Annotated in this window: 19 protein-coding genes and 1 tRNA gene; 7 read left to right on the top strand and 13 right to left on the bottom strand. The window is 66.0% G+C overall.

The features are described 5' to 3' along the window. Positions 1-15: 15 nt before the first annotated feature. On the bottom strand, positions 16-189 hold the full coding sequence (locus tag V3328_RS17405; RefSeq protein ID WP_340330972.1) for a hypothetical protein: 174 nt from the start codon (positions 187-189) through the stop codon (positions 16-18). 394 nt (positions 190-583) lie between these two features. Here V3328_RS17405 and V3328_RS17410 point away from each other — a divergent pair, with 394 nt between their 5' ends. Then, complete coding sequence (locus V3328_RS17410; protein ID WP_340330973.1) at positions 584-1093, top strand: superoxide dismutase family protein; 510 nt, start codon at positions 584-586, stop codon at positions 1091-1093. 224 nt (positions 1094-1317) lie between these two features. Next, a complete protein-coding gene (locus tag V3328_RS17415; protein ID WP_340330974.1) occupies positions 1318-1563 on the top strand; it encodes a hypothetical protein in 246 nt (81 codons plus the stop codon). 50 nt (positions 1564-1613) lie between these two features. On the opposite strand, the gene V3328_RS17420 is transcribed toward V3328_RS17415, so the two are convergent. From V3328_RS17420 to coaD, 7 genes are all read right to left on the bottom strand, one after another. Next, the gene (locus tag V3328_RS17420; RefSeq protein ID WP_340330975.1) at positions 1614-2654 is read right to left on the bottom strand and encodes a DNA topoisomerase IB; all 1041 of its coding nucleotides are present in this window, start codon (positions 2652-2654) and stop codon (positions 1614-1616) included. Between the two features lie 279 nt (positions 2655-2933). Continuing rightward, positions 2934-3009 (bottom strand) — tRNA-Lys (locus V3328_RS17425). 240 nt (positions 3010-3249) lie between these two features. Then, positions 3250-4383 (bottom strand): tRNA guanosine(34) transglycosylase Tgt, encoded by a 1134-nt coding sequence (gene tgt, locus V3328_RS17430; protein ID WP_340330976.1) that lies wholly within the window; start codon positions 4381-4383, stop codon positions 3250-3252. Then, the gene (gene queA / locus V3328_RS17435; RefSeq protein WP_340330977.1) at positions 4380-5468 is read right to left on the bottom strand and encodes a tRNA preQ1(34) S-adenosylmethionine ribosyltransferase-isomerase QueA; all 1089 of its coding nucleotides are present in this window, start codon (positions 5466-5468) and stop codon (positions 4380-4382) included. Before queA ends, tgt begins: the two co-directional genes overlap by 4 nt. 274 nt (positions 5469-5742) lie before the next feature. Next, positions 5743-6216 (bottom strand): peptidylprolyl isomerase, encoded by a 474-nt coding sequence (locus tag V3328_RS17440; RefSeq protein ID WP_340330978.1) that lies wholly within the window; start codon positions 6214-6216, stop codon positions 5743-5745. Positions 6217-6257: 41 nt separating this feature from the next. Further along, positions 6258-6779, bottom strand: a complete 522-nt coding sequence (locus V3328_RS17445) for a peptidylprolyl isomerase (protein WP_340331186.1) — start codon at positions 6777-6779, stop codon at positions 6258-6260. A gap of 66 nt (positions 6780-6845) precedes the next feature. Next, a complete protein-coding gene (gene coaD / locus V3328_RS17450; RefSeq protein WP_340330979.1) occupies positions 6846-7349 on the bottom strand; it encodes a pantetheine-phosphate adenylyltransferase in 504 nt (167 codons plus the stop codon). Positions 7350-7522: 173 nt separating this feature from the next. On the opposite strand from coaD, the gene V3328_RS17455 reads away from it, so the two are divergent. Continuing rightward, a complete protein-coding gene (locus tag V3328_RS17455; RefSeq protein ID WP_340330980.1) occupies positions 7523-7810 on the top strand; it encodes a hypothetical protein in 288 nt (95 codons plus the stop codon). Between the two features lie 12 nt (positions 7811-7822). Here the strand turns inward: V3328_RS17455 and V3328_RS17460 are convergent, their stop codons facing one another. Both V3328_RS17460 and gyrA read right to left on the bottom strand, forming a co-directional pair. Beyond that, the gene (locus V3328_RS17460) at positions 7823-8437 is read right to left on the bottom strand and encodes a LysE family translocator (RefSeq protein ID WP_340330981.1); all 615 of its coding nucleotides are present in this window, start codon (positions 8435-8437) and stop codon (positions 7823-7825) included. 147 nt (positions 8438-8584) lie between these two features. After that, positions 8585-11389 carry a DNA gyrase subunit A gene (gene gyrA, locus V3328_RS17465; RefSeq protein ID WP_378758864.1) on the bottom strand — a complete coding sequence of 935 codons (2805 nt, stop codon included), beginning with the start codon at positions 11387-11389 and terminating at the stop codon, positions 8585-8587. A 361-nt stretch (positions 11390-11750) separates the two neighbouring features. Here gyrA and V3328_RS17470 point away from each other — a divergent pair, with 361 nt between their 5' ends. From V3328_RS17470 to V3328_RS17480, 3 genes are read left to right on the top strand one after another with little or no spacing between them, the layout of a single operon-like run. Next, a complete protein-coding gene (locus V3328_RS17470; protein WP_340330983.1) occupies positions 11751-12398 on the top strand; it encodes a LysE family translocator in 648 nt (215 codons plus the stop codon). A 4-nt stretch (positions 12399-12402) separates the two neighbouring features. Next, a complete protein-coding gene (locus V3328_RS17475) occupies positions 12403-13029 on the top strand; it encodes a MarC family protein (RefSeq protein ID WP_340330984.1) in 627 nt (208 codons plus the stop codon). Positions 13030-13068: 39 nt separating this feature from the next. Beyond that, a complete protein-coding gene (locus V3328_RS17480; RefSeq protein WP_340330985.1) occupies positions 13069-14043 on the top strand; it encodes a cation diffusion facilitator family transporter in 975 nt (324 codons plus the stop codon). 7 nt (positions 14044-14050) lie between these two features. Here V3328_RS17480 and V3328_RS17485 read toward each other — a convergent pair whose 3' ends face one another. From V3328_RS17485 to V3328_RS17495, 3 genes are all read right to left on the bottom strand, one after another. Then, complete coding sequence (locus V3328_RS17485) at positions 14051-17275, bottom strand: efflux RND transporter permease subunit (RefSeq protein ID WP_340331187.1); 3225 nt, start codon at positions 17273-17275, stop codon at positions 14051-14053. 32 nt (positions 17276-17307) lie between these two features. Continuing rightward, entirely contained in the window at positions 17308-18336 is a 1029-nt protein-coding gene (locus V3328_RS17490; protein WP_340330986.1) for an efflux RND transporter periplasmic adaptor subunit, read from the bottom strand. A 139-nt stretch (positions 18337-18475) separates the two neighbouring features. Beyond that, positions 18476-18973: a single-stranded DNA-binding protein gene (locus tag V3328_RS17495; protein WP_340330987.1), complete on the bottom strand. Its 498-nt coding sequence runs from the start codon at positions 18971-18973 to the stop codon at positions 18476-18478. 455 nt (positions 18974-19428) lie between these two features. On the opposite strand from V3328_RS17495, the gene uvrA reads away from it, so the two are divergent. After that, the gene (gene uvrA, locus V3328_RS17500) at positions 19429-22305 is read left to right on the top strand and encodes an excinuclease ABC subunit UvrA (protein WP_340330988.1); all 2877 of its coding nucleotides are present in this window, start codon (positions 19429-19431) and stop codon (positions 22303-22305) included. Positions 22306-22400 lie beyond the last annotated feature (95 nt).

The following is a 22400-nucleotide window of genomic DNA, read 5'->3' on the forward strand; positions in this document are numbered from 1 at the left end:
ATCAGAAAGATCCACTCAGTGGGCGAGCAGAAAGCCGGCGAGAAGTCCGACGATCAGCAGGCCGACGAGCCCGCCGAAGAAGACAATCCGCTGCCACGGCTTGCGCAGAATGATCTCGCCCTGCCGTGCCTTGTCGGCGGGATAGGCTTGCGTTTCCGGCTGGCCCGATTTGCTTGATTTCGTACCCATGCGTCCGAAACGTGACCACGGCCATAACGTTCCGGCGTCAGAAAGCCACGGCGTGGGCCCGGCCGAACACTCGACGCTTCGCTTTGGGGGCACGGACATCCTTCACAGGGGCAGCGTGATCTTGTCCCCATCGGCGACGTCGCCCGAGGCATCATCGAGCGGAACCGCCTGCCGCGAGCGGGTCGTCCGAAGGTCACTTGCCACTCGGCTCAGCAAATATCGCCATCGAACCAGGAACCGATCGCTTTGGCGACACGTTCGCCATGGGAGGGTCGGTCACGGCACATGAGTTGCCGGCCGACAGGCAACCGGCTTCATCGTCGGGTGACGTGAACTTCCGGGTCGCCGACGGCGTCACCGGAGGGCACCGCATCACAATTCTGAGGAGTTTGTCATGAAACCCATCCATGCGGCCGTTCCACTGTTCGCCCTGGCCGTCTCGCTGGGCGCTTCCGGCGCCCTGGCGGCAAGTGCGAACCTGACTTCGGCGGACGGCAAGGACCTCGGAACCGTGGAACTCACCGGAACCCCGAACGGCGTGATTCTGCACGCCACGCTGGCGGGCCTTCCGGCCGGCACGCACGGTTTCCATATCCACGAAACCGGCGCCTGCACCCCCGACTTCAAGGCGGCAGGCGACCATTTCGCCGGCGGTGCCGAAAAGCACGGCTTCAACGTCGAGGGCGGACCGCACGCGGGTGACATGCCGAACATCCACGTTCCGGACTCCGGCGAGTTGGAGTTCGAGGTCTTCAACCCGCTCGTCAGCCTGGACGACGGTGAAGGCGGTCTGTTCGACCAGGACGGAACGGCGATCATCATCCATTCCGGTGGCGACGACTACGAGAGCCAGCCCTCCGGGGATGCCGGCGACCGCATCGCCTGTGCGGTGATCGAGCAGTAGCGGGGCGTTCTTCCGCCGGCGCACCATCGTCCGGGCATGGCAACATTTTCGGACCGCCTCCAGGTTCCCGGCGGGGAACCTGGAGACCCGATAGCCGTTGTCCCGCAGCGCTGCACCGGCATCCCGCCCGCATGGGAACGGGATCCGGTTCGCCCAGTCGCAACCCCAACGAGGAGTGCAGGAAGAGGTAGGCGCCTCCGCGATACCGGCCTGCAGAGACAACCGTGCTAGAGCTCTTGAACCAACTGTTCGTCACCGCGGCCCAGGCACAGACGCCGGCTGCCGACACCGCTCAGGATCCCGACATCGGCTCGATCTCCTGGGCCGTGGTCGGGATCGGGGTCATCATACTGTTCGCCGCGATTGCCTACGGGGCGTGGCAGTATACCCGCTGGAAGGACCAGCGGTCCCCGGCCGAAGCAGGGCGGGAGGAGGAAAAGACGCGAGAGCTGTACCGGTCGGAAGAATAGCTTGCCGGACTGCCGGCACGCCCGGGACCCTCAGCCTCAGGCTCGGCCCTTCATCTGCCCTTTGCCGCGACCAGGGCCGCAACGAGGGCCTCGTCGCGCCGGCGGCCCTGGCCGGCGCGTGCCTTCCTATACGTTTTGCCGAGCGATCCGTCTTCGAACGCCTCCAGGACCAAGGCGTGCACGTAGTTCTTGCGCACCACCGCCGGCGTGTTCCCCAGTATCTCCGCCACGTCGTCGATCACAGCCGCGATCTGCCGGCGCCGCTTCGTCGGCCGGTCGGCCGGCTCGATTGCCGCAAGTCTGCGCCCGGCTTCGGCGCAGGCCGCAAGCGCACGGAAATCCTTGGCGGTTATCCGCGTGCCGGCGATTTCGTGGAGATAGGCGTTGACCTGAGGTGCCGTCACCGCAATCCGGCGACCGCTCTGGTCGCGGTACTGAAACACCCGTCCGCCCGGCAGTTCCGACAGCTCGGACAGGACCCGAGCCAGAAGCGGCGCGCGCATCGAACAGCTGTAGGGCAAGCCGCCCTTTGCCCGGAATGCCAGGGCGACGTTGTCGCCGTCGACCAGGACATTGCGTTTCTGCAGGGTCGCGGCGCCCCGGCTTCGGCCGGAATGCACGTAGGTCTCGCAGCCGACGCGGATGTGCGACCTGTCGATCAGCATGACGACGGCGGCAAGCGCCTTTTCCCTTGTTCCGACCGGCTTGCGGGCGTCCCGCGCGATCCGCGACCGGATCCGCCCGATTGAACTGACGATCGCGTTGAGGCGCCGTTCTTTCGCGCCTTCGCGAACGTCGCTCCAGTCGGGATGGTACCGGTACTGGGTGCGTCCGGCGTCATCGACCCCCACGGCCTGCAGGTGCGCGCGCTCGTCGGCGGCGATGCGGACATCGCGGTACGCAGGCGGGATCGCCAGGCTGCGGATCCGGTCGAGCACGTCATCATCGCTGATGCGACGGTCGTTCTCGTCCAGATAGACGAAGCCGCGGCCGCGGCGCTGTCGGCGAATGGGCAGATCGGCGCTGCCGACCCGGACCAGCCCCGCTGCCCGCAACTGTCGGGCGTCGGCCCGAAAGTTGTCCTGTTTCATTTCCTGCCCCGCAAGTCCCCTGTATGGCCGCGACCGGCTTCCGATACCGGCTACCGCCTCACATAAAGCGCGACGGGAGGCTTTCGTTCCCCGCGGGCCGGGGATCGGGGTGACTTGGATCGATGCCGTCCGCCGCATCTCGCGCAGCGATGCCGACGTTCCGTCGCGGGAACCTAGCGGCAGCCATAAGAGCACCGAACGCCCACCCGAACGTGATCCGGCAGCGAGTGCCGGCCCGAATATGCAGCATCGATCTACAGATTCTTAGGGAAGCTTTGTTGGTGAGCCCGCAGGGATTCGAACCCTGGACCTACTGATTAAAAGTCAGTTGCTCTACCAGCTGAGCTACAGGCTCTCCCGAACGCCGGCAACCTAGGTGGGGGCCGACTCCAGGTCAAGCGCCTCGGCGGCGATTTCGGGAAGTGCCTGCGGCCCGTCTGTTCCGGATGCTCGCGCGGTCGATCCGGCGGCGCGCTGGCGCCAGCACATGCCGGGATGAGTCATGGGAATCGGGACGAGACACCATTTGGCGACGATGTGCGCCGCCGTCGTGGCGGTGGGGCTTGCGCCGTCTTCCGGCGCCGGTATCGGACCCTTAATCGCGTGCCGGCAGGTCGCCGGCAGCCCAGGCGGCGCGCGTCTGCGCCGCGAAGTCCGCCAGGCGGCCGGCGGCGATGGCCTCGCGGATACCCGCGGTCAGCGTCTGGTAGTAGTGCACGTTGATCCAGGTCAGCAGCATGGCGCCGAGGATCTCGCCGGCCTTGATCAGGTGATGCAGATAGGCGCGCGAATAGTCCCGGGCCGCGGGACACTCGCTCTCCTCGTCGAGCGGGCGCGGGTCGGCGGCGTGGCGGGCGTTGCGCAGGTTGACCCTGCCAAACCGCGTGTAGGCCTGCCCGTGCCGGCCGGCCCGGGTCGGCATGACGCAGTCGAACATGTCGACACCGCGCAAGACCGACAGCAGGATGTCTTCCGGCGTGCCGACGCCCATCAGGTAGCGCGGACGCTCCTCCGGAAGGGCCGGCACCGTCTCCTCCAGCGTCTTCAGCATGACGTCCTGCGGCTCGCCCACCGCAAGCCCGCCGATCGCGTAGCCGTCGAAGCCGATTGCCGTCAGCCCCTCCGCCGAAGCAAGCCGCAGGGACGGCACCGTGCCGCCCTGGACGATACCGAACAGGGCGCGCGCCGGATCCGTTCCGAAGGCAGCCTTCGAGCGCTCGGCCCATCGCAGCGACAGGCGCATGGCCCGCTCGGCCTCCTCGTCCGGACACGGCAGCGCCACGCATTCGTCGAGCTGCATGGTGACATCGGCGCCCAGCAGGCGCTGGATCTCGATCGAGCGCTCGGGTGTCAGATGATGCTCGGACCCGTCGAGATGAGACCGGAAGGTGACGCCGTCCTCGGTCAGCTTCCTCAGGCTGGCGAGCGACATCACCTGGAAGCCGCCGGAGTCGGTCAGGATCGGCAGCGGCCAGTTCATGAACCGGTGCAGGCCGCCGAGTTCGGCGACGCGCTCCGCGCCGGGCCGCAGCATCAGATGGTAGGTGTTGCCCAGCACGATGTCGGCGCCCGTCGATCGTACCGTCTCCGGGAACATCGCCTTCACCGTTCCCGCAGTCCCGACCGGCATGAAGGCCGGTGTACGCACCGTGCCGCGCGAGAAGCGGAGCTCGCCGATCCGTGCGGCTCCGTCGCGGGCCTTGACCGTGAATGCGTGGGTCTCGGTCATGCCGCTTCGGCCTTGTGCAGGAGACAGGCGTCTCCGTAGGAATAGAACCGGTATCCGCCCTCGATCGCGTGGGCATAGGCCCTCTTCATCGTATCGAGGCCGGAAAAGGCCGAGACGAGCATGAACAGGGTCGAGCGCGGCAGGTGGAAATTGGTGATCAGCATGTCGACGGCGCGAAACCGGTAGCCGGGGGTGATGAAGATATCGGTCGCCTCGGCGAAGGGGGCGACCGTTCCGTCCGTTCCCGCAGCGCTCTCCAGCAACCGCAGCGACGTTGTGCCGACCGCGACGATCCGCCCACCGGCCGCGCGCGCTGCATTGATCTGCTCCGCCGTCTCCTCGGTCACCATTCCGTACTCCGAATGCATGCGGTGATCTTCGGTGCGGTCGGCCTTCACCGGCAGGAAGGTCCCGGCTCCTACGTGCAAGGTCACCAGCGCGGTGCCAATGCCTGCTGCTTTCACCCTCTCGAGCAGTTGCTGCGTGAAGTGCAGCCCGGCCGTGGGGGCGGCGACGGCGCCTTCCCGGCTCGCGTAGATCGTCTGGTAGTCGGCCAGATCCTGTTCGTCGGTCGGGCGGCGAGCGGCGATATACGGCGGCAACGGCATCTCGCCGACCTGCCCGATGGCCTCGTCCAGAACCGGCCCGTGGAAGGAGAAGGAGAGCACGACTTCGCCACCCTCGCCCTTCGACTCGACGACCGCATCGAGCGTCCCCAGCAGGCAGACACGGCCTTCGCCCCCGAAACGGACGACGTCGCCGGACTGCAGCCGTTTCGCCGGCTTGACGAAGGCCTTCCAGCGGCTCTGGTCGACCCGCTGATGCAGCGTCGCCTCGATCTTCGGCTCCGCGTCGCCGCGGCCGATGCGCCTCCCCCCGAGGCGGGCGGGAATGACCCGGGTATCGTTGAACACCAGCAGATCACCGGGGGTGAGCAGGCCCGGCAGATCGCAGAAGAGCCTGTCCTCGAGTCCCGCCGGCGCGCCCGGGCGCACGGCAAGCAACCGCGCCGCGTCACGCGGCTCGACGGGCCTGAGCGCGATCCGCTCTGGGGGCAGTTCGAAGTCGAAGAGGTCGACGCGCATGGCAGCCAATGCCGGTCGGAAGATGAGGCGGTCAATCGGAAGGACAAGCGGGTACGGTCGGATCTCTCCCCTCACCCGGCGCTCCGCGCCGGTGTCTTCCGGTGGAGGTGGAGGCCAGTTGGACCGCCTGCAACAGTCGCTGTGCCTGCCGCCCCCCGCAGGTCCGATCGCACCGATTGGCCAAGGCAACCGGAAGCCCGCCACCCCTCCCGTCGGGAGAGATCGGGCCGGAGGCCAGGGTAGCGGGCTCCGGCCTGTCGAGCGACCCCGACCCTCAGTTCAGGTCCGCGGCGACCTTCATCGACTGGATCTTGTCGGGATTCTGAACCGGCTCGCCGCGCTTGATCTGGTCGACGTTCTCCATGCCTTCGATCACCTGGCCCCAGACGGTGTACTGGCCGTCGAGGAAGGGTGAATCCTGGAAGCAGATGAAGAACTGGCTGTCGCCGGAGTCGGGGTTGGCGGCGCGCGCCATCGACGCGGTGCCGCGCTTGTGCGGCTCCTTGTTGAATTCGGCCTTGAGCTTCTTGCCCGACCCCCCGGTACCGGTGCCGTGCGGGCAGCCGGTCTGGGCCATGAAGCCGTCGATGACCCGGTGGAACACGATGCCATCGTAGAATCCCTCGCGCGCCAGCTCCTTGATGCGGGCGACGTGGCCGGGAGCAAGGTCGGGACGCATCTCGACGATCACCGGGCCCTTCGTGGTCTCGATGACCAGAGTGTTCTCCGGATCGGCGTATTCACTCATGTCTGTACTCCTGAATTGCGGATATCGGGTTGTCGTGGCGGTCAGCCGGCGTCGGCTGCGACCTTCATGCTGATGATCTTGTCGGGGTCCTGGACGGCGCCGTTCTGGGCCTTCGAGCCCTTCTTGATGGCGTCGACATATTCCATGCCGTCGACGACTTCGCCGAACACGGTGTACTGGCCGTTCAGGTGGGGAGCCGGCGCCAGCATGATGAAGAACTGGCTGTTGGCGCTGTCGGGGTCCTGGGTGCGGGCCATTCCCAGCACGCCTCGCTCGAACGGAGTCTTGGTGAACTCGGCCTTCAGGTCCGGGTTCTGCGAACCGCCGGAGCCGGTGCCGGTCGGGTCGCCGGTCTGGGCCATGAAGCCGTCGATCACGCGGTGGAAGACGACACCGTCGTAGAATCCCTCCCGCGTCAGCGTCTTGATGCGCTCGACGTGTTCCGGCGCAAGGTCTGGGCGGAGCCGGATGGTGACGGTTCCGTCCTCGAGCTGGAGAAGGATCGTGTTCTCGGGGTCGGCTTCTTGGGCATTGGCGTGCGGCGCGACGGCGGCGATCGCCATGGCAAGCAGCGCAGCAAAAAGAATTCGCACTGGCGGTTCTCCTGTTGAATATTCGGGGCGGCCGGATCAGTCGCGGCCGGCAAGCCTTGATGTGAGCAGTTCGGCCACGCGGGCCGGAACGAACGGCGTGATGTCGCCGCCCATTCCGGCGATCTGGCGCACAAGGCTGGCGGCAATGTGGCGCGAGCCGGGCGATGCGGCGAGGAACAGGGTCTCGATGTCGGGCGCCATGGCGCCGTTCATCCCGGCCATCTGCACCTCATAGTCGAAATCCGAGGCATCGCGAAGCCCGCGGACGATCACGGTCGCGCCGGCCTGTCGCGCCGCGTCGACGGCAAGGCCCGAGAATGTCGTGACGACCAGCTCGGCGCCGGCCTTCCGGGCCGGTTCGCCGACTTCCTGCTCGATCAGTTCGCAGCGTTCCTGCGGCGTGAATGTCGGCGTCTTGCCGTGATGCACGCCGACGGCGACGACCAGCCGGTCGACCAGCCGGGCGGCGCGCGCGATCACGTCGACGTGGCCGTTGGTGATCGGATCGAAGCTGCCGGTGTAGATTCCAGTGCGGGTCATGGCGCGTGGATACCGCGTGGCGTTCGGCAGCACAAGCAACGCCGTTCGCCAAAACCGGCGGCCGCCGGCCCGGCGGTCGCGATGAACCCAGGCTGAACAGGCCGTTCCGGGCCAATTCAGCCCGGATCCCTACGATCGCTCCCCGCAAACACGCACATCAAGGGGAGCAAGTCATGACGACGATCGAACGTTCGGTCCGGTATCTTCTCCTGACACTGGCCGCCGCCGGGATCGCCCTGGTGATCGCCCGGGATCCCGGTGCCGACACGCAGATCGCCAGCGCGTCGGCCGCAGTCGCCACGACGGATTGCCGGGACACGGTCTGGCCCTACGTGGCGGCCGGCTGCCTCGTCACCGAGGACCCGGGCGCCGCGGTCGGTCCGGTCAGGCGGATCCACATCGACGACAACACCCGGGCCGGGCGCGCCACGGAGATCGCCCTGCTGTCGGCGGACGACTGATCCCTGCGGCCCTCAGCGCGCCCGCGCCATCGCCAGCCAGATGCCGCCGCCGATCAGGAAGACACCGCTCACCCGCGACACCAGCCGCACCCGCTGGCGCGTCAGGAAGGCGCCCGCGCCGCCGCTCAGCACGGCATAGGTCCCGTCCAGGACCGTCGCGACGGCCATGAAGGTGGCGCCGAGCAGCAGCACCTGCCGCACATAGTCACCCTGCGGATCGACGAACTGCGGAATGAATGCCCCGAAGAACAGCAGCGCCTTGGGATTGGCGAAGATCACCAGCAGGCCCTGCAGGAAGAAGCCGCCGCGCGGCGGCCGGCGCGCCTCCGCTGCATCGAGGCCGCCGCCGGATCGGATCAGTTTGTAGCCGAGCCACACCAGGTAGGCCGCGCCGGCGAGCCTCAACCAGTCGAACCACCAGCCCATCGTCTCGATGATCGAAGCGAGCCCGACCAGCAGCACTCCGATCATGACGGCAAGGCCGAGCTGGGTGCCGGCGACGTTGAGCAGGCCGGCCCTGGTCCCATAGGAGAGGCTGTTGGCGATGATCACGGTGACCGTCGGGCCAGGAACGATGACGATCAGGACACAGGCGGCGACAAAGGCGAGGTAGATTTCGAGCGTCACGGCGAAGACTCCCTGTTGCTGTACAGGAAGCAAGCCTGAATTCTCGCGGCATCGCAACTGCGTGCGGCATCGCCGCACGTTCACCCGGTTCAAGCAGCGCAGATGCGACCCGCAACGCAGAGGCCGCGGCGCGCCGCCGTTGCGGTGCTATCCGTCGTTCTCCGGCGAGTCGTCTCCGGTTTCGCCGCCGCTTCCGCCATCCTCGCTGCCGCTCTCGCCATCCTCGCCGCCGTCGCTGAGGTCTTCCTCGACGACATCGCCTTCCTCTTCGTCCTTGACACGCTGGACGGACACGACCCGTTCTCCCTCAGCCGTGTTGAAGACGATGACGCCCTGGGTGTTGCGGCCGGCGATACGGATGCCGTGGACCGGGCAGCGGATCAACTGCCCGCCATTGGTGACGAGCATGATCTGGTCGGGATCCTCCACAGGGAAGGAGGCGACCAGCGGACCGGTCTTTTCCCGGATGAACGGCGTACCCTTGTCGTCCTTGTCCCAGATATCCATCGCGGCGAGACCTTTGCCGCCACGGCCGATGACCCGGTACTCGTAGGAAGATGAACGCTTGCCGTAACCGTTTTCCGACAGAGTAAGCACGAACTGTTCGGACGCCCCCATTTCCGCGTAACGCTCCGGCGGCAGCGAAACGATGGCGCCGTCTTCTTCAGTGAGGCCTTCGTCCTCGGCGTCGATCGCAGCGTCCTCGACCGCGTCCGCGGCCTCCCCGGTCGCCGCCCTGCGTATCGCGCCAGACTGCTTCAGATACGCGTTGCGCTCGGCCGGAGTCGCATCGAAATGGCGCAGGATCGACATTGAGATCACTGTATCGTCGTCACCGAGGTTGATGCCCCGAACACCCGTTGAGTCGCGACCCTTGAAGACGCGAACGTCCGTCGTACGAAACCGGATGCATTGCCCCAGTTTCGTCGTCAGCAGCACGTCGTCGCTCTCCGAGCATGTCTCCACGCCGACGATCGCATCGCCCTCGTCGAGCTTCATGGCGATCTTGCCGTTGCGGTTTACCTGGACGAAGTCCGAGAGCTTGTTGCGGCGGACCGTGCCGCGATTGGTCGAGAACATCACGTCGAGTTCGGCCCAGCTGTCCTCGTCCTCCGGAAGCGGCATGATCGAGGTGATCCATTCGCCCGGCTGCAGCGGCAGGAGGTTGACCAGCGCCTTGCCGCGCGATGTCGGCGCGGCCAGCGGAAGCCGCCAGACCTTCATCTTGTAGACCATGCCGCGCGAGGAGAAGAACAGCACCGGCGTATGGGTGGACGCGATGAAGATCCGGGTGACGAAATCCTCGTCCTTCGTCGACATCCCGGAGCGGCCCTTGCCGCCGCGCCGCTGTGCCCGGTAGGTGGAGAGCGGCACCCGCTTGATGTAGCCGGAATGGCTGACGGTGACGACCATGTCCTCGCGCTGGATCAGGTCTTCGTCCTCGAAATCGCCGAGACCTTCGGCGATCTCGGTGCGCCGCGGCGTATCGAACTCGTCCTTCACCGCGTTCAGTTCGTCGCGGACGATCGCCTGGATCCGGGCGCGCGAGCGCAGGATGTCCAGATAGTCGGCGATGGCCTCGCCGAGCTTGGTCAGTTCATCGGCGATCTCGTCGCGTCCGAGCGCGGTCAGCCGCTGCAGACGCAGGTCGAGAATGGCGCGTGCCTGCTCCTCTGACAGCTTGTAGGTACCGTCCTCGCCCAGGCCGTGACGCGGGTCGGCGATCAGCGCGATCAGCGGCCCCATGTCCTTGGCCGGCCAGTTGCGCGCCATCAGCGACGCGCGGGCGGTCGCGGGATCCGGTGCCGTGCGGATGAGATGGATGACCTCGTCGATATTGGCAACCGCGATCGCCAGCCCCACCAGCACGTGGGCGCGGTCACGGGCCTTGGCGAGCAGGAACTTGGTGCGACGGCCGACGACCTCCTCGCGAAACGCGATGAACGCACGGATCATGTCGACCAACGTCATCTGTTCCGGCTTGCCGCCGTTCAGCGCCACCATGTTGGCGCCGAAGCTCGTCTGGAGGTTGGAATACCGGTAGAGCTGGTTGAGCACGACGTCCGTCATCGCGTCGCGCTTCAGCTCGATGACGACACGCATGCCGTCGCGGTCGGATTCGTCGCGTATGTCCGCGATACCCTCGATGCGCTTGTCGCGCACCAGTTCGGCGATCTTTTCGATCATCGTCGCCTTGTTCACCTGGTAGGGAATCTCGGTGACGACGAGCGCCTCGCGCTCCTTGCGCACGGTCTCGGTGTGGACGCGTCCGCGTATGATGATCGAGCCACGGCCGGTCGTATGGGCGGAGCGGGTGCCGGCCCGACCCAGGATTATGCCGCCCGTGGGGAAGTCGGGTCCGGGCACGATCTCCATCAGGCGTTCGATGTCGATCGCCGGGTCTTCCATGTAGGCGATGCAGGCGTCGACGACCTCGCCGAGGTTGTGCGGCGGTATGTTGGTCGCCATGCCGACGGCGATGCCGCCGGCGCCGTTGACGAGCAGATTCGGGAAGCGTGCCGGCAGGACCGTCGGCTCGCTCTCGGAGTTGTCGTAATTGTCCTGGAAGTCGACCGTGTCCTTGTCGATGTCTTCCAGAAGGGAATGCGCCGGCTTGCCGAGCCGCACCTCCGTGTAGCGCATCGCCGCGGGCGGATCGCCGTCGACGGAACCGAAGTTCCCCTGCCCGTCGAGCAGCGGCAGGCGCAGCGAGAAATCCTGTGCCATGCGCACCAGCGCGTCATAGATCGCCTGGTCGCCGTGCGGGTGGTACTTACCCATGACGTCGCCGACGACGCGCGAGGATTTCTTGTAGGGCTTGTTCCAGTCGTAGCCCGCCTCCTGCATAGCGTAGAGAATGCGCCGGTGCACGGGCTTCAGGCCGTCCCGCACGTCGGGAAGCGCGCGGCTGACGATCACGCTCATCGCGTAGTCGAGATAGCTGCGCCGCATCTCGTCGGTTATCGAGATGGGCCGAATATCAGACGGGGCCGGCGGCCCTGAGTCGCCGGTCGGGGACGTTTCGTTATCGGACAAAGCTGGCTCGTGGGGCGGGTTTCTAGGTACCTTTTTTCTACCCGATTCCGCCCGGTCGAGGCAAATCCGGATAGTCTCCATTCAGTAGCGAAATTCCCTGAAAATTCAGGCGATTATCGGACAGGCGCGTTCGGCTCCGATCTTATTTGCGGTTCAAATGCGCCGAATGTGCGAAATCCACCGTCCGGTCGCCTCTGCTCGTGCCTCCGCGGCAATTGGTACCGCCCGCCCAAACACCTTAAGCTTGCGCCGGGCGCAACGCACGGAGGCGGGACACATGGATCTGGCGAGCTACCTCGGCCTCTTTGTCGTGGCGACCGTATTTCTTGCGCTGGAGCCCGGTCCCGGCTTTGTCAGGCTGGCCGCTGATACGCTTCGCGGCGGACGCCGCTCCGGCCTCCTGGTCGCCGTCGGAATGGCTCTCGGTGCCGTGCCTTATGTGGTGATCGTGGCGTTGGGGATCAACGCCCTGATCGGCGCGATGCCGACTGCGCTTTCGGCCCTCAAGGTCGCCGGGTTCGCCTACCTTGTCTGGCAGGCCGTCGGCCTGTTGCGGGACCGGCCGCCGGACGGCGCGTCGTCCGCCCTGCCGGACCGGGCCGGCACTGCTCCCCGCCATCTGTCCGGCGGGCTGATCGGGGGCCTGCTTCTCGTTCTGCTCAATCCACGCACCCCGATCCTGTACGCGGTCTACTTGCCAATTTTCGTACGTCAGGAAGCAACCGTGGGTACCGGAGCACAGCTCCTGATGCTGGGCGCCGCCGTCACGATCATTTTCCTGATGGTCGATATCGGGTTCGTCTTGATGGTGCATCGGGTCGGGCGAAGACTACGGAACCTCCCGGGCCTGCGGCGAACGGCAAGGTACCTGGGGGCTTCACTGCTCGTACTGTTCGGTGCGCGCCTGCTGCTGCACCGGGAGTGATCGCTTGAGCCCGGAAACCCTGATCTCGGCCTTCGTGACACTTTTCGTGATCATCGATCCGATCGGCATCGCGCCGCTGTTCCTGAGCCTTACGCCCAGCCACACCGCCGTGCAGCGGCGGGTCGTCGCCCTTCGTGCGGTCGTCATCGCGGCAAGCGTGCTGGTCGCCTTCGCGATCGGTGGACAGTGGCTGCTGGAGGTGACGGGCATCTCCCTGCCCGCCTTTCGCGTCGCCGGCGGCATTCTCCTGTTCTGGATCAGCTTCGAGATGGTGTTCGAGCACCGCAACAAACGCAAATCCACGACGGCCGAACGCGCGGTCGAGGACGAGCCGCACGAAGACATCGCCGCCGTCCCGCTGGCGGTGCCGCTGATGGCCGGCCCCGGGGCGATAACGGCCGTGATCCTGCTGGCGGGCCGATCCGGCGGCGGATGGGTGGAACTTGCCCTCGTGGTCATGGTTATCGCTGCGGCCCTTTTCGTTACGCTCGCCATTCTCTTGGTTGCGGTGCCGATCGACCGGTTGCTCGGAAACACGGTGCGCACCGTCGTCACGCGGCTCCTTGGGGTGATCCTGGCCGCGCTTGCGGTACAATTCGTGGCGGACGGCGTGAGGGCGCTGGCATCCTAGATTAACTTCACTCTTTAAGCTCCTGAACTGGAATCGTTTATGGCTTCCCACGGATCAAAGACGGTCATCTACGCGGCGCTCGCCGGCAACGCGCTGATTGCGGTCACGAAGTTTGCCGCAGCGGCCTATACGGGGTCCTCCGCCATGCTGTCGGAGGCAATCCATTCACTCGTGGATACCGGCAACCAGGGCCTGCTGCTTGTCGGCATCAAGCGATCGAAAAGGCCCGCAGACGAGCACTTTCCCTTCGGCTACGGCACCGAGGTCTATTTCTGGGCCTTCGTCGTGGCCATCATGATCTTCGGCGTCGGGGCCGGCGTGTCGCTTTATGAAGGTATCCAGAAAATCCGCCATCCCCACGAGATCTCCAGTCCGATGGTCAACTACGTCGTACTGGGCTTCGCCATGCTCTTCGAAGCCGGCGCCTGGTGGGTCGCCTTCCGGGAATTCGAGAAGACGCGGGGCCGGCGCAGCGTGATCGACGCCGTGCGGCGTTCGAAGGACCCGACCGTGTTCACCGTGCTGTTCGAGGACTCCGCCGCGATGCTCGGCCTCATCGTCGCGGCCATCGGCATCGCGCTTGCCCAGTACACTGGCATCCGCGAGTTCGACGGCTATGCCTCCGTCGGCATCGGGCTGATCCTGGCGACGACCGCCGCTGTTCTCGCATACGAGACCAAGGGATTGATTATCGGTGAAGCCGCGGGGGCTCCCCTCGTGGCGGGTGTCCGGCGTATCGCGATGTCTGCGAAGGGCGTCCGCCGCATCAACGAACTCAGAACGATGCACATGGGCCCCAACGACATTCTCGTGGCGATCAGCCTGGATTTTGCAGACGACATGCCCGCCGGCGAGGTGGAACGGGTGATTTCCGCCCTCGAGATCGATATCAAGACGGAGTTTCCGGATATCCGGCGCGTGTTCGCCGAGATCCAGTCCGCCGAGGGACATGCCGCCAGCGTTGCCGCGGAGGCCGCCCGGGATCCCGGCGTGAGGGATACGGCGAAGGAGTGAGACCTGATCATTCCTCAAGTAGCGTCCAGTCCACTGCGCGCCCGTCGTCCCTCAGCGCAATATAGATCGCCGGGATCACCAGAACGGTCAGCAGCGTCGAGGACGCCAGGCCGAACAGCAGCGAGATCGCCAGGCCCTGGAAGATCGGATCGGCAAGGATGACGGCCGCGCCGATCATCGCGGCGAGTGCGGTCAGCAGGATCGGCTTGAAGCGGATCGCGCCTGCATCCAGCAACACCCGGCGTAGCGACTTGTCGGGGCTCCGCGCATGCCGGATGAAGTCGACCAGCAGGATCGAGTTGCGGACGATGATGCCGGCCAGCGCGATGAAGCCGATCATCGAGGTCGCGGTGAAGGGCGCGTTGAAGAGCCAGTGCCCGAGCACGATGCCGATCAGGGTCAGCGGGATCGGCGTCAGGATCACCAGCGGCAGCAGGAACGAGCCGAACTGCGCCACGACCAGGAAATAGATACCGAGTATCGCGACAGCGAAGGCCGCACCCATGTCGCGGAAGGTCACGTAGGTCACCTCCCACTCCCCGTCCCAGAGAATGGATGCGACACTTTCCTCCGACGGTTGCCCGTGCAGCAGCACCTGCGGTTTCGGCACGTCGCCCCAGTCGTGGCTGTCGATGGCGTCGGCGACCGCGATCATACCGTAGATCGGCGCCTCGAAGGCGCCGGCGAGTTCCGCTTGCACCATCTCCGCCGATCGGCCGTTGCGGCGGAATATCGGATGGGACGCGGTTTCTTCCTCGACGCTGACGACGTCTCCGAGTTCTACGATGCCGCGGTTGCCCGGCAGCGCATTGGCGGGAACCGGGGTGGACAGGGTGCGCTGCGAGACGGTGAGGTCCTCCTTCGGCAGGCGAACGGCGATCTCGATGGGATAGCGGCCGCCGCCCCGGTGCGAGTAGCCGACCGGGACCCCGCTCAGATACGCCTCGATGGCGTCGTAGACGTCGCTCTGCTCGACCCCCAGATATTCGAGGTTGTCCTGGTTGATACGCAGCCGCAGGCGTTCGTCCGGCACGCCGAAGCTGTCGTCGACATCGACGATGTAGGGCACGCCTTCGAAGATCCTGCGCATCTCGGTGGCCACGGCGCGGCGCGTCTCGGCATCCGGCCCATAGACCTCGGCCAGCAACGTCGCCAGCACCGGCGGCCCCGGCGGCACCTCGACGACCTTCACGCTGGTGCCCTCCGGCAGATCGAGATCCGCCAGCCGCGCGCGCACGTCGAGGGCAATATCGTGGCTGGTCCGGTCGCGGTCGGGCTTCGGCGTCAGGTTGACCTGCAGGTCGCCGTGCTCGGGCAGGCCGCGCAGATAGTAGTGGCGCACCAGCCCGTTGAAGTTGAACGGCGCCGCCGTGCCGGCATAGGATTGGATCGACGCGAGTTCCGGCAGGTCGGCAAGGCGTTGGGCGGCCGCCAGCAGCGCACGGTCCGTCGATTCCAGGGTCGACCCCTCCGGCAGGTCGACGACCACCTGCAGCTCCGACTTGTTGTCGAAGGGCAGCAGCTTCACCGTGACGGTCTTGTCGTAGAAAAGGTAGGTTGCCGCCACAGTGGCGATCCCGACGATTAGCAGGAAGGCCCACGCGCCGGCGCGCGAGTGAATAATGGGCCATGCAACTGCAGTGTAGAGGCGCCCAAGCACGCCGCCCCGCGCTGCGCCGTGCCCTCCCCGGTGCCCGGCCCTGCCGCCGAAGCGCACCATCAGCCATGGCGTCACCACGACGGCGACGAAGAAGGAAAAGATCATCGCCGCCGACGCGTTCGCCGGGATCGGGCTCATGTAGGGGCCCATCAGCCCCGACACGAACAGCATCGGCAGGAGCGCGGCGACGACGGTCAGCGTCGCCACGATGGTCGGGTTGCCGACCTCGGCGACCGCGTCGATCGCCGCCTCGCGCCGGTCGCGTCCGTCGTTCATCGCCCAGTGGCGGGCGATGTTCTCGATCACCACTATGGCGTCGTCGACCAGGATGCCGATCGAGAAGATCAGCGCGAACAGGCTGACCCTGTTGATCGTGTAGCCCATCACGTACGAGGCGGCGAGCGTCAGCAGGATCGTGGTGGGAATGACGACGACGACCACAATGCCTTCCCGCCAGCCGATGGCGAAGATGACGAGGAAGACGATGGAGATGGTGGCGAGCCCGAGATGGAACAGCAGTTCGTCCGCCTTCTCATTGGCGGTCTCGCCGTAGTTGCGGGTGACGAGAAGGTCGAGGTCCTCGGGCACCAGCCGGTCGCGCAGCAGTTCGAGTCGACCGACGAGGTTCTCGCCGATCACCACGGCGTTCGCGCCGGCCCGCTTGGCAATGGCGATCGAGACCGCCGGCACCCGCTCGATCCCGCCGTCCTCGTTCCTGGACACCTGCCACACCAGATGCTCCTCCGGCGCGGCGCCGACGACGACCCTGGCGACGTCGCCGACATAGACCCTGCGGCCGTCGCGGGCGGTGATTTCCAGGAGGCCTATGTCAGGAATGCCCTGAAGGGTCTGGCCCGCGACAACGGGCAGACTTCGGTTCCCGTCGCGCACCGTGCCGGCCATGAACGACCGGTTCGAGCCGGCGATCTTGCCGATCAGCTGTTCGAGCGTGATGCCGTAGAGAGCCAGCCGTTCGGGATCGGGTTCGACGCGGATCTGCTCGTCGCGGCCGCCGACGATGTAGGTCGTTCCCACATCCTCGACCTTCGCCAGTTCGGCCAGAAGATCGCGGGCGATCGAGTGGAGCCCGGCATCGGTCCATCGGGAGGCCGCCTCCGGCTTCGGCGCCAGGGTGACGACGAAGATCGCCACGTCGTCGATGCCGCGTCCAACGATCAGCGGTTCCGGAATGCCTATCGGTATCCGGTCCATGCTGGCGCGCACCTTCTCGTGCACCCGCAGGATGGCGTCGTCGGGATCGGTGCCGACGAAGAACCGCGCCGTCACCACCACCTGGTCGTCATGCGTCTGGCTGTAGACGTGCTCGACGCCGTTGATGCCCTTGACGATGGTCTCGAGCGGCTCAGTGACGAGTTTGACGACGTCCTCCGCCTTGAGTCCGTTCGCCGAGACGTGGAGGTCGACGAGCGGCACGCTGATCTGCGGCTCCTCCTCGCGCGGCAGGGAGACCAGTGCGACCAGGCCGAGTGCCAGCGCGGAAATCAGCAGCAGCGGCGTCAGGGGCGAGGAAATGAAGGCGCGCGTGAGCGTTCCCGAAAGGCCGGGCTTCATGCGCGGCTGCGGATCGGGGCTGTCGGCAGAATTCACGGGCGCACCAGTCGGTCGCCCGCATTGAGCCCGCCCAGCACCTCGACCGTGTTGGGTTCGCCGTCGCTGACTTGTTGGCCGAGTTGGACCACCACGTCGAGAGGGGTCCCCTCCTCGCCCTCGACGCGCACATAGTCGAGCCCGTATCGCTTGAAGACATAGGCCGATGGAATGACGATCGCCCGGCGTTCGCCCGCGGCGATGCGCACCAGCGCCCGCTCGCCGACGAAGTAGTCGCCGAGTCCGGAGACTTCCGCGTCTGCGACCACGCGGCCGTTCTGGAGGCGCGGGTAGACGGTGACGATCCTGCCCTTGCCGACGGAGTCGTCGGCAACGTCCAGGCCGCGCGTGCCGATAAGGACCTCGTCACCGAGTTTGATGTACCGCGCGTGGCGTTCCGGAACCTCGAGGCGCAGGATGTAGCGATCGGATGCGATTTCGGCGATCGTCTCGCCGGGCAGCACGACGGTTCCGATCGTCACCGGCACCGACAGGACGCGGCCCGCGCCGGGTGCTTCGACCGCCCCCTCCGCGACCTGCTGTTCGGCCACCATCTTTTCGGCCTGCGCCGTCTGCAGCCGGTTGTGCGCGACGTCGTAGGTGGTCTGGATCTGGTCAAGGCGAGCCTGGGAAACGATGCCCCGGCTCTTGAGTTCCTCTGCCCGTTTCAGTTCGGTCTCGGCATTGTTCACTGCCGACTGCAGCCCCCGGATGCTCGCTTCCAGCCCCTGAATGCGCAAAGCGAGCTTGTCGTCGACTATGGTCGCGATCCTCTCACCCGCTTTGACGGCGTCGCCTTCCGCCGCCGTCAGTTCCATCACCGTGCCGCCGATCCTGGCGCGTGCGGGGACGACGTCGGCGCTCTGCACCGAGGCGAAGACAGCCTTGTGGTCGGCGACGGTGCTTTCCTCGACCAGGAAGCCGTCGGCCGCCCGCAGATGTCCGGTGGCCACAAGGAGGCCGGCGGTCAGCGCCAGAACCGGCCCCAAATGCGACAGTCCGGCCGGCAGGGTGCGAGGCAACATGAGCAATTCTCCACATTCCGCATCCGACATATAGGTATATATTCGGAAATTGGAATATGACTAATCGCAACGCGCCGGATATGGCGACCCTGGCCGCAGGAAGCCCCGCCGAACCGATCGGGCAAGAGTCCGCTTCGGCCTAGAACGGAATATCGTCGTCCATGTCGTGGGAGGCACCGCCGCGACCACCGCCGCCGCCGAAGCCGCCGCCACTCTCCATCGGGCCGCTGGAGCCGAAGTCGGATCCGCCGCCGCCCCCGCCGCCAAATCCACCTCCTTCGCCCTGACGGCTGTCGAGCATGGTCAGCGCCGAATTGAAGCCCTGCAACACGACCTCGGTGGAGTAGCGGTCCTGTCCGGACTGGTCCTGCCACTTCCGGGTCTGGAGCTGGCCTTCAAGGTACACCTTGGAGCCCTTGCGCAGGTACTGCTCGGCGATCTTGCAAAGCCCCTCGTTGAAGATCACGACCCGGTGCCATTCCGTGCGCTCTCGCCGTTCACCCGAGTTGCGATCCCGCCAGGTCTCGGAGGTCGCGATCCGCAGGTTGGCGATCGGGCGGCCGTCCTGTGTCCGACGGATCTCGGGATCCGCGCCCAGATTGCCGACCAGGATCACCTTGTTCACGCTTCCCGACATCGCTTGCCCTTTCCATGTCTCTCAGTTGCCGGCGACACTATCCGCCCGACGCAGCGCCGTCGCCCCGCCCGTCTTTCCGATGAGCGTTTTCCACAGACCTCATCGGGGGTCCGGCGAACCCGGCGGGGCACCGAAGGTCCTGCACGTCGGCCTTGCCGACATGTTCCTATTATGTTCTCAATCAACGTGCAATCCCGCGTGATTCTCGGCCGAAGGTGACAGGCCATGCGCATGACCCCGACACGGGCACCTGTCCTGGAGGTCGGTGCGGCTGTCATCGAGGCCACCGCATCGCGCGGCCTCCGACGTCGTGCCAGGGTTCTTCTGGAGGGTGGCCTGTCCTATATTGACATGCGGAACAACGCCGATCTCCGCCAACTCCACGAATTCGTGAACCGGTCCGACCATCTGGCCGTTGGATCCACGACGATGGACCAGTCGAAGCCGTAAAGCCCATGCAGAAGTTCATATCCGTCTCCGGCGCGCGCGAGCACAATCTCAAGAACGTCTCGGTCGACATTCCGCGCGACGAGCTCGTGGTGATCACCGGCCTATCGGGATCCGGAAAGTCGTCGCTCGCCTTCGACACGATCTACGCGGAAGGCCAGCGTCGCTACGTCGAGAGCTTGTCGGCCTATGCCCGGCAGTTCCTCGAGATGATGCAGAAGCCGGACGTCGATCACATCGAGGGCCTGTCCCCGGCGATCTCGATCGAGCAGAAGACGACGTCGCGCAACCCGCGCTCGACGGTCGGCACCGTCACCGAGATCTACGACTATCTGCGCCTGCTCTTCGCCCGCGTCGGCGTGCCCTATTCGCCGGTGACTGGACTGCCGATCGAGAGCCAGACGGTAAGCCAGATGGTCGACCGGACGCTGGCGCTTCCCGAAGGCACGCGGCTCTATCTGCTGGCGCCGATCGTGCGCGGGCGCAAGGGCGAGTACCGCAAGGAACTGGCCGACCTGATGAAGCGCGGTTTCCAGCGCGTGAAGATCGATGGCGAGTTCCACGAGATCGCCGATGCTCCGGCCCTGGACAAGAAGTACAAACACGACATCGACGTGGTGGTCGACCGGGTGGTGGTGCGCGAGGACATGGCCTCGCGGCTGGCCGATTCCTTCGAGACGGCGCTGCAGCTCGCCGACGGACTGGCGGTGGCGGAATTCGCCGACGAGAAGGACGAAAAGGGTGAGCCGAAGCGACTGATCTTCTCCGAGAAGTTCGCCTGCCCGGTCTCCGGGTTCACGATTACGGAGATCGAGCCGCGTCTGTTTTCGTTCAACAGCCCGCACGGCGCCTGCCCGGTCTGTGACGGGCTGGGCTCGGAGAAGCGGATCGATCCCGACATGGTGATCCCCGATCCGCGATTGACCCTCAAGGCCGGCGCGGTGGCGCCATGGGCGCGCTCATCGTCGCCCTACTACCTGCAGACGCTGGAGGCACTGGGACGCCACTACGGATTCAAGATGACGACTCCGTGGGACGAACTGCCGGAAGACGGCCGGAACGCGATCCTGCACGGATCGGGCGGCGCGACGATCAAGTTCACCTATGACGACGGCCTGCGCGCCTACGACACGAAGAAGACGTTCGAAGGGGTGATCCCGAACCTCGAACGGCGCTGGAAGGAAACGGAATCCTCCTGGTCGCGAGAGGAAATCGAAAGGTACATGAGCCAGACGCCCTGCTCGGCCTGCAACGGATTCCGGCTGAAGCCCGAGGCGCTGGCCGTGAAGATCGCCGGCAGGCACATCGGCGAAGTGGGCGACATGTCAATTCGCGCGGCAAACGGCTGGTTCGAGGCCCTTCCCCGCGACCTGTCGGAAAAGCAGAACGAGATCGCAAGCCGCATCCTCAAGGAGATCCGCGAGCGACTGGCATTCCTCAATGACGTGGGCCTCGACTACCTGACCCTGTCCCGGTCATCGGGTACGCTGTCGGGCGGCGAGAGCCAGCGCATCCGCCTTGCCTCGCAGATCGGCTCGGGCCTGACGGGCGTGCTCTACGTGCTCGACGAACCGTCGATCGGGCTGCACCAGCGCGACAACGCCCGCCTGCTCGGGACGCTCCGGCACCTGCGGGACCTGGGCAACACCGTGATCGTCGTCGAGCATGACGAGGATGCGATCCGCTCTGCAGACTATGTCATCGACGTCGGTCCGGCGGCAGGCATACACGGCGGCCAGATCGTCGCGCGGGGTACGCCGGAAGAGATCATGGCCAATCCGGCAAGCCTGACGGGTCGCTACCTGACCGGTTTCGAGCAGATACCGCTGCCCGACGAACGCCGCGAGATATCCGCCCACAGGCGCATCCGCGTGGTCGGGGCCCGCGAGAACAACCTGAAGAACGTGACCGCCGAAGTTCCCCTCGGCACCTTTACCTGCGTCACGGGAGTTTCCGGCGGCGGCAAGTCCTCGCTGCTGATCGACACGGTCTACAAGGCGATCGCCCGCAAACTCAACAACGCTCGCGAGCATCCGGGTGCACACGACCGGATCGACGGACTGGAGCATATCGACAAGATCATCGATATCGACCAGTCGCCGATCGGCCGCACGCCGCGCTCCAACCCCGCCACCTACACCGGCGCGTTCACGCCGATCCGGGAATGGTTCGCCGGGCTGCCGGAAGCCAAGGCGCGCGGCTATGCGCCCGGCCGGTTCTCCTTCAACGTCAAGGGCGGCCGCTGCGAGGCCTGCCAGGGCGACGGCGTCATCAAGATCGAGATGCACTTCCTGCCGGACGTCTACGTGACCTGCGACGTCTGCAAGGGCCGTCGCTACAACCGCGAGACACTGGAAGTACTGTTCAAGGGCAAATCCATTGCCGACGTGCTCGACATGACGGTCGACGAGGCACGCGACCTGTTCGACGCGGTGCCGTCGATCCGCGAGAAGATGGAGACGCTGCAGCGCGTCGGCCTCGGCTACATCCACGTCGGCCAGCAGGCCACCACGCTCTCCGGGGGCGAGGCGCAGCGGATAAAGCTTGCCAAGGAATTGTCGCGTCGGGCCACGGGACGCACGCTCTACATTCTCGACGAGCCGACGACGGGCCTGCACTTCCACGACGTGAGGAAACTGCTCGAGGTGCTGCACTCCCTCGTCGACCAGGGCAACACGGTCGCGGTGATCGAGCACAATCTGGAGGTCATCAAGACGGCCGACTGGATCATCGACATCGGACCGGAAGGCGGCGACGGCGGCGGCGAGATCGTCGCACAGGGCACGCCGGAGGATATCGCCGCGGAAACCCGGAGCTACACCGGCCAGTTCCTCAAGGAACTGTTCGAAAGGCGTCCCGGGACGAGGACGGAGGCAGCAGAGTAAATCCGCCCTTTGCCGGAGTGGCGATACTCTTCGCAAGGCCGAAGTGCCGGGGCGTTGCTGCGGTTTTCGAATTGGTATTTCATGCGCGGAATATT

The organism is Microbaculum marinum, from assembly GCF_037855135.1.
Lineage (GTDB): Bacteria > Pseudomonadota > Alphaproteobacteria > Rhizobiales > Tepidamorphaceae > Microbaculum > Microbaculum marinum.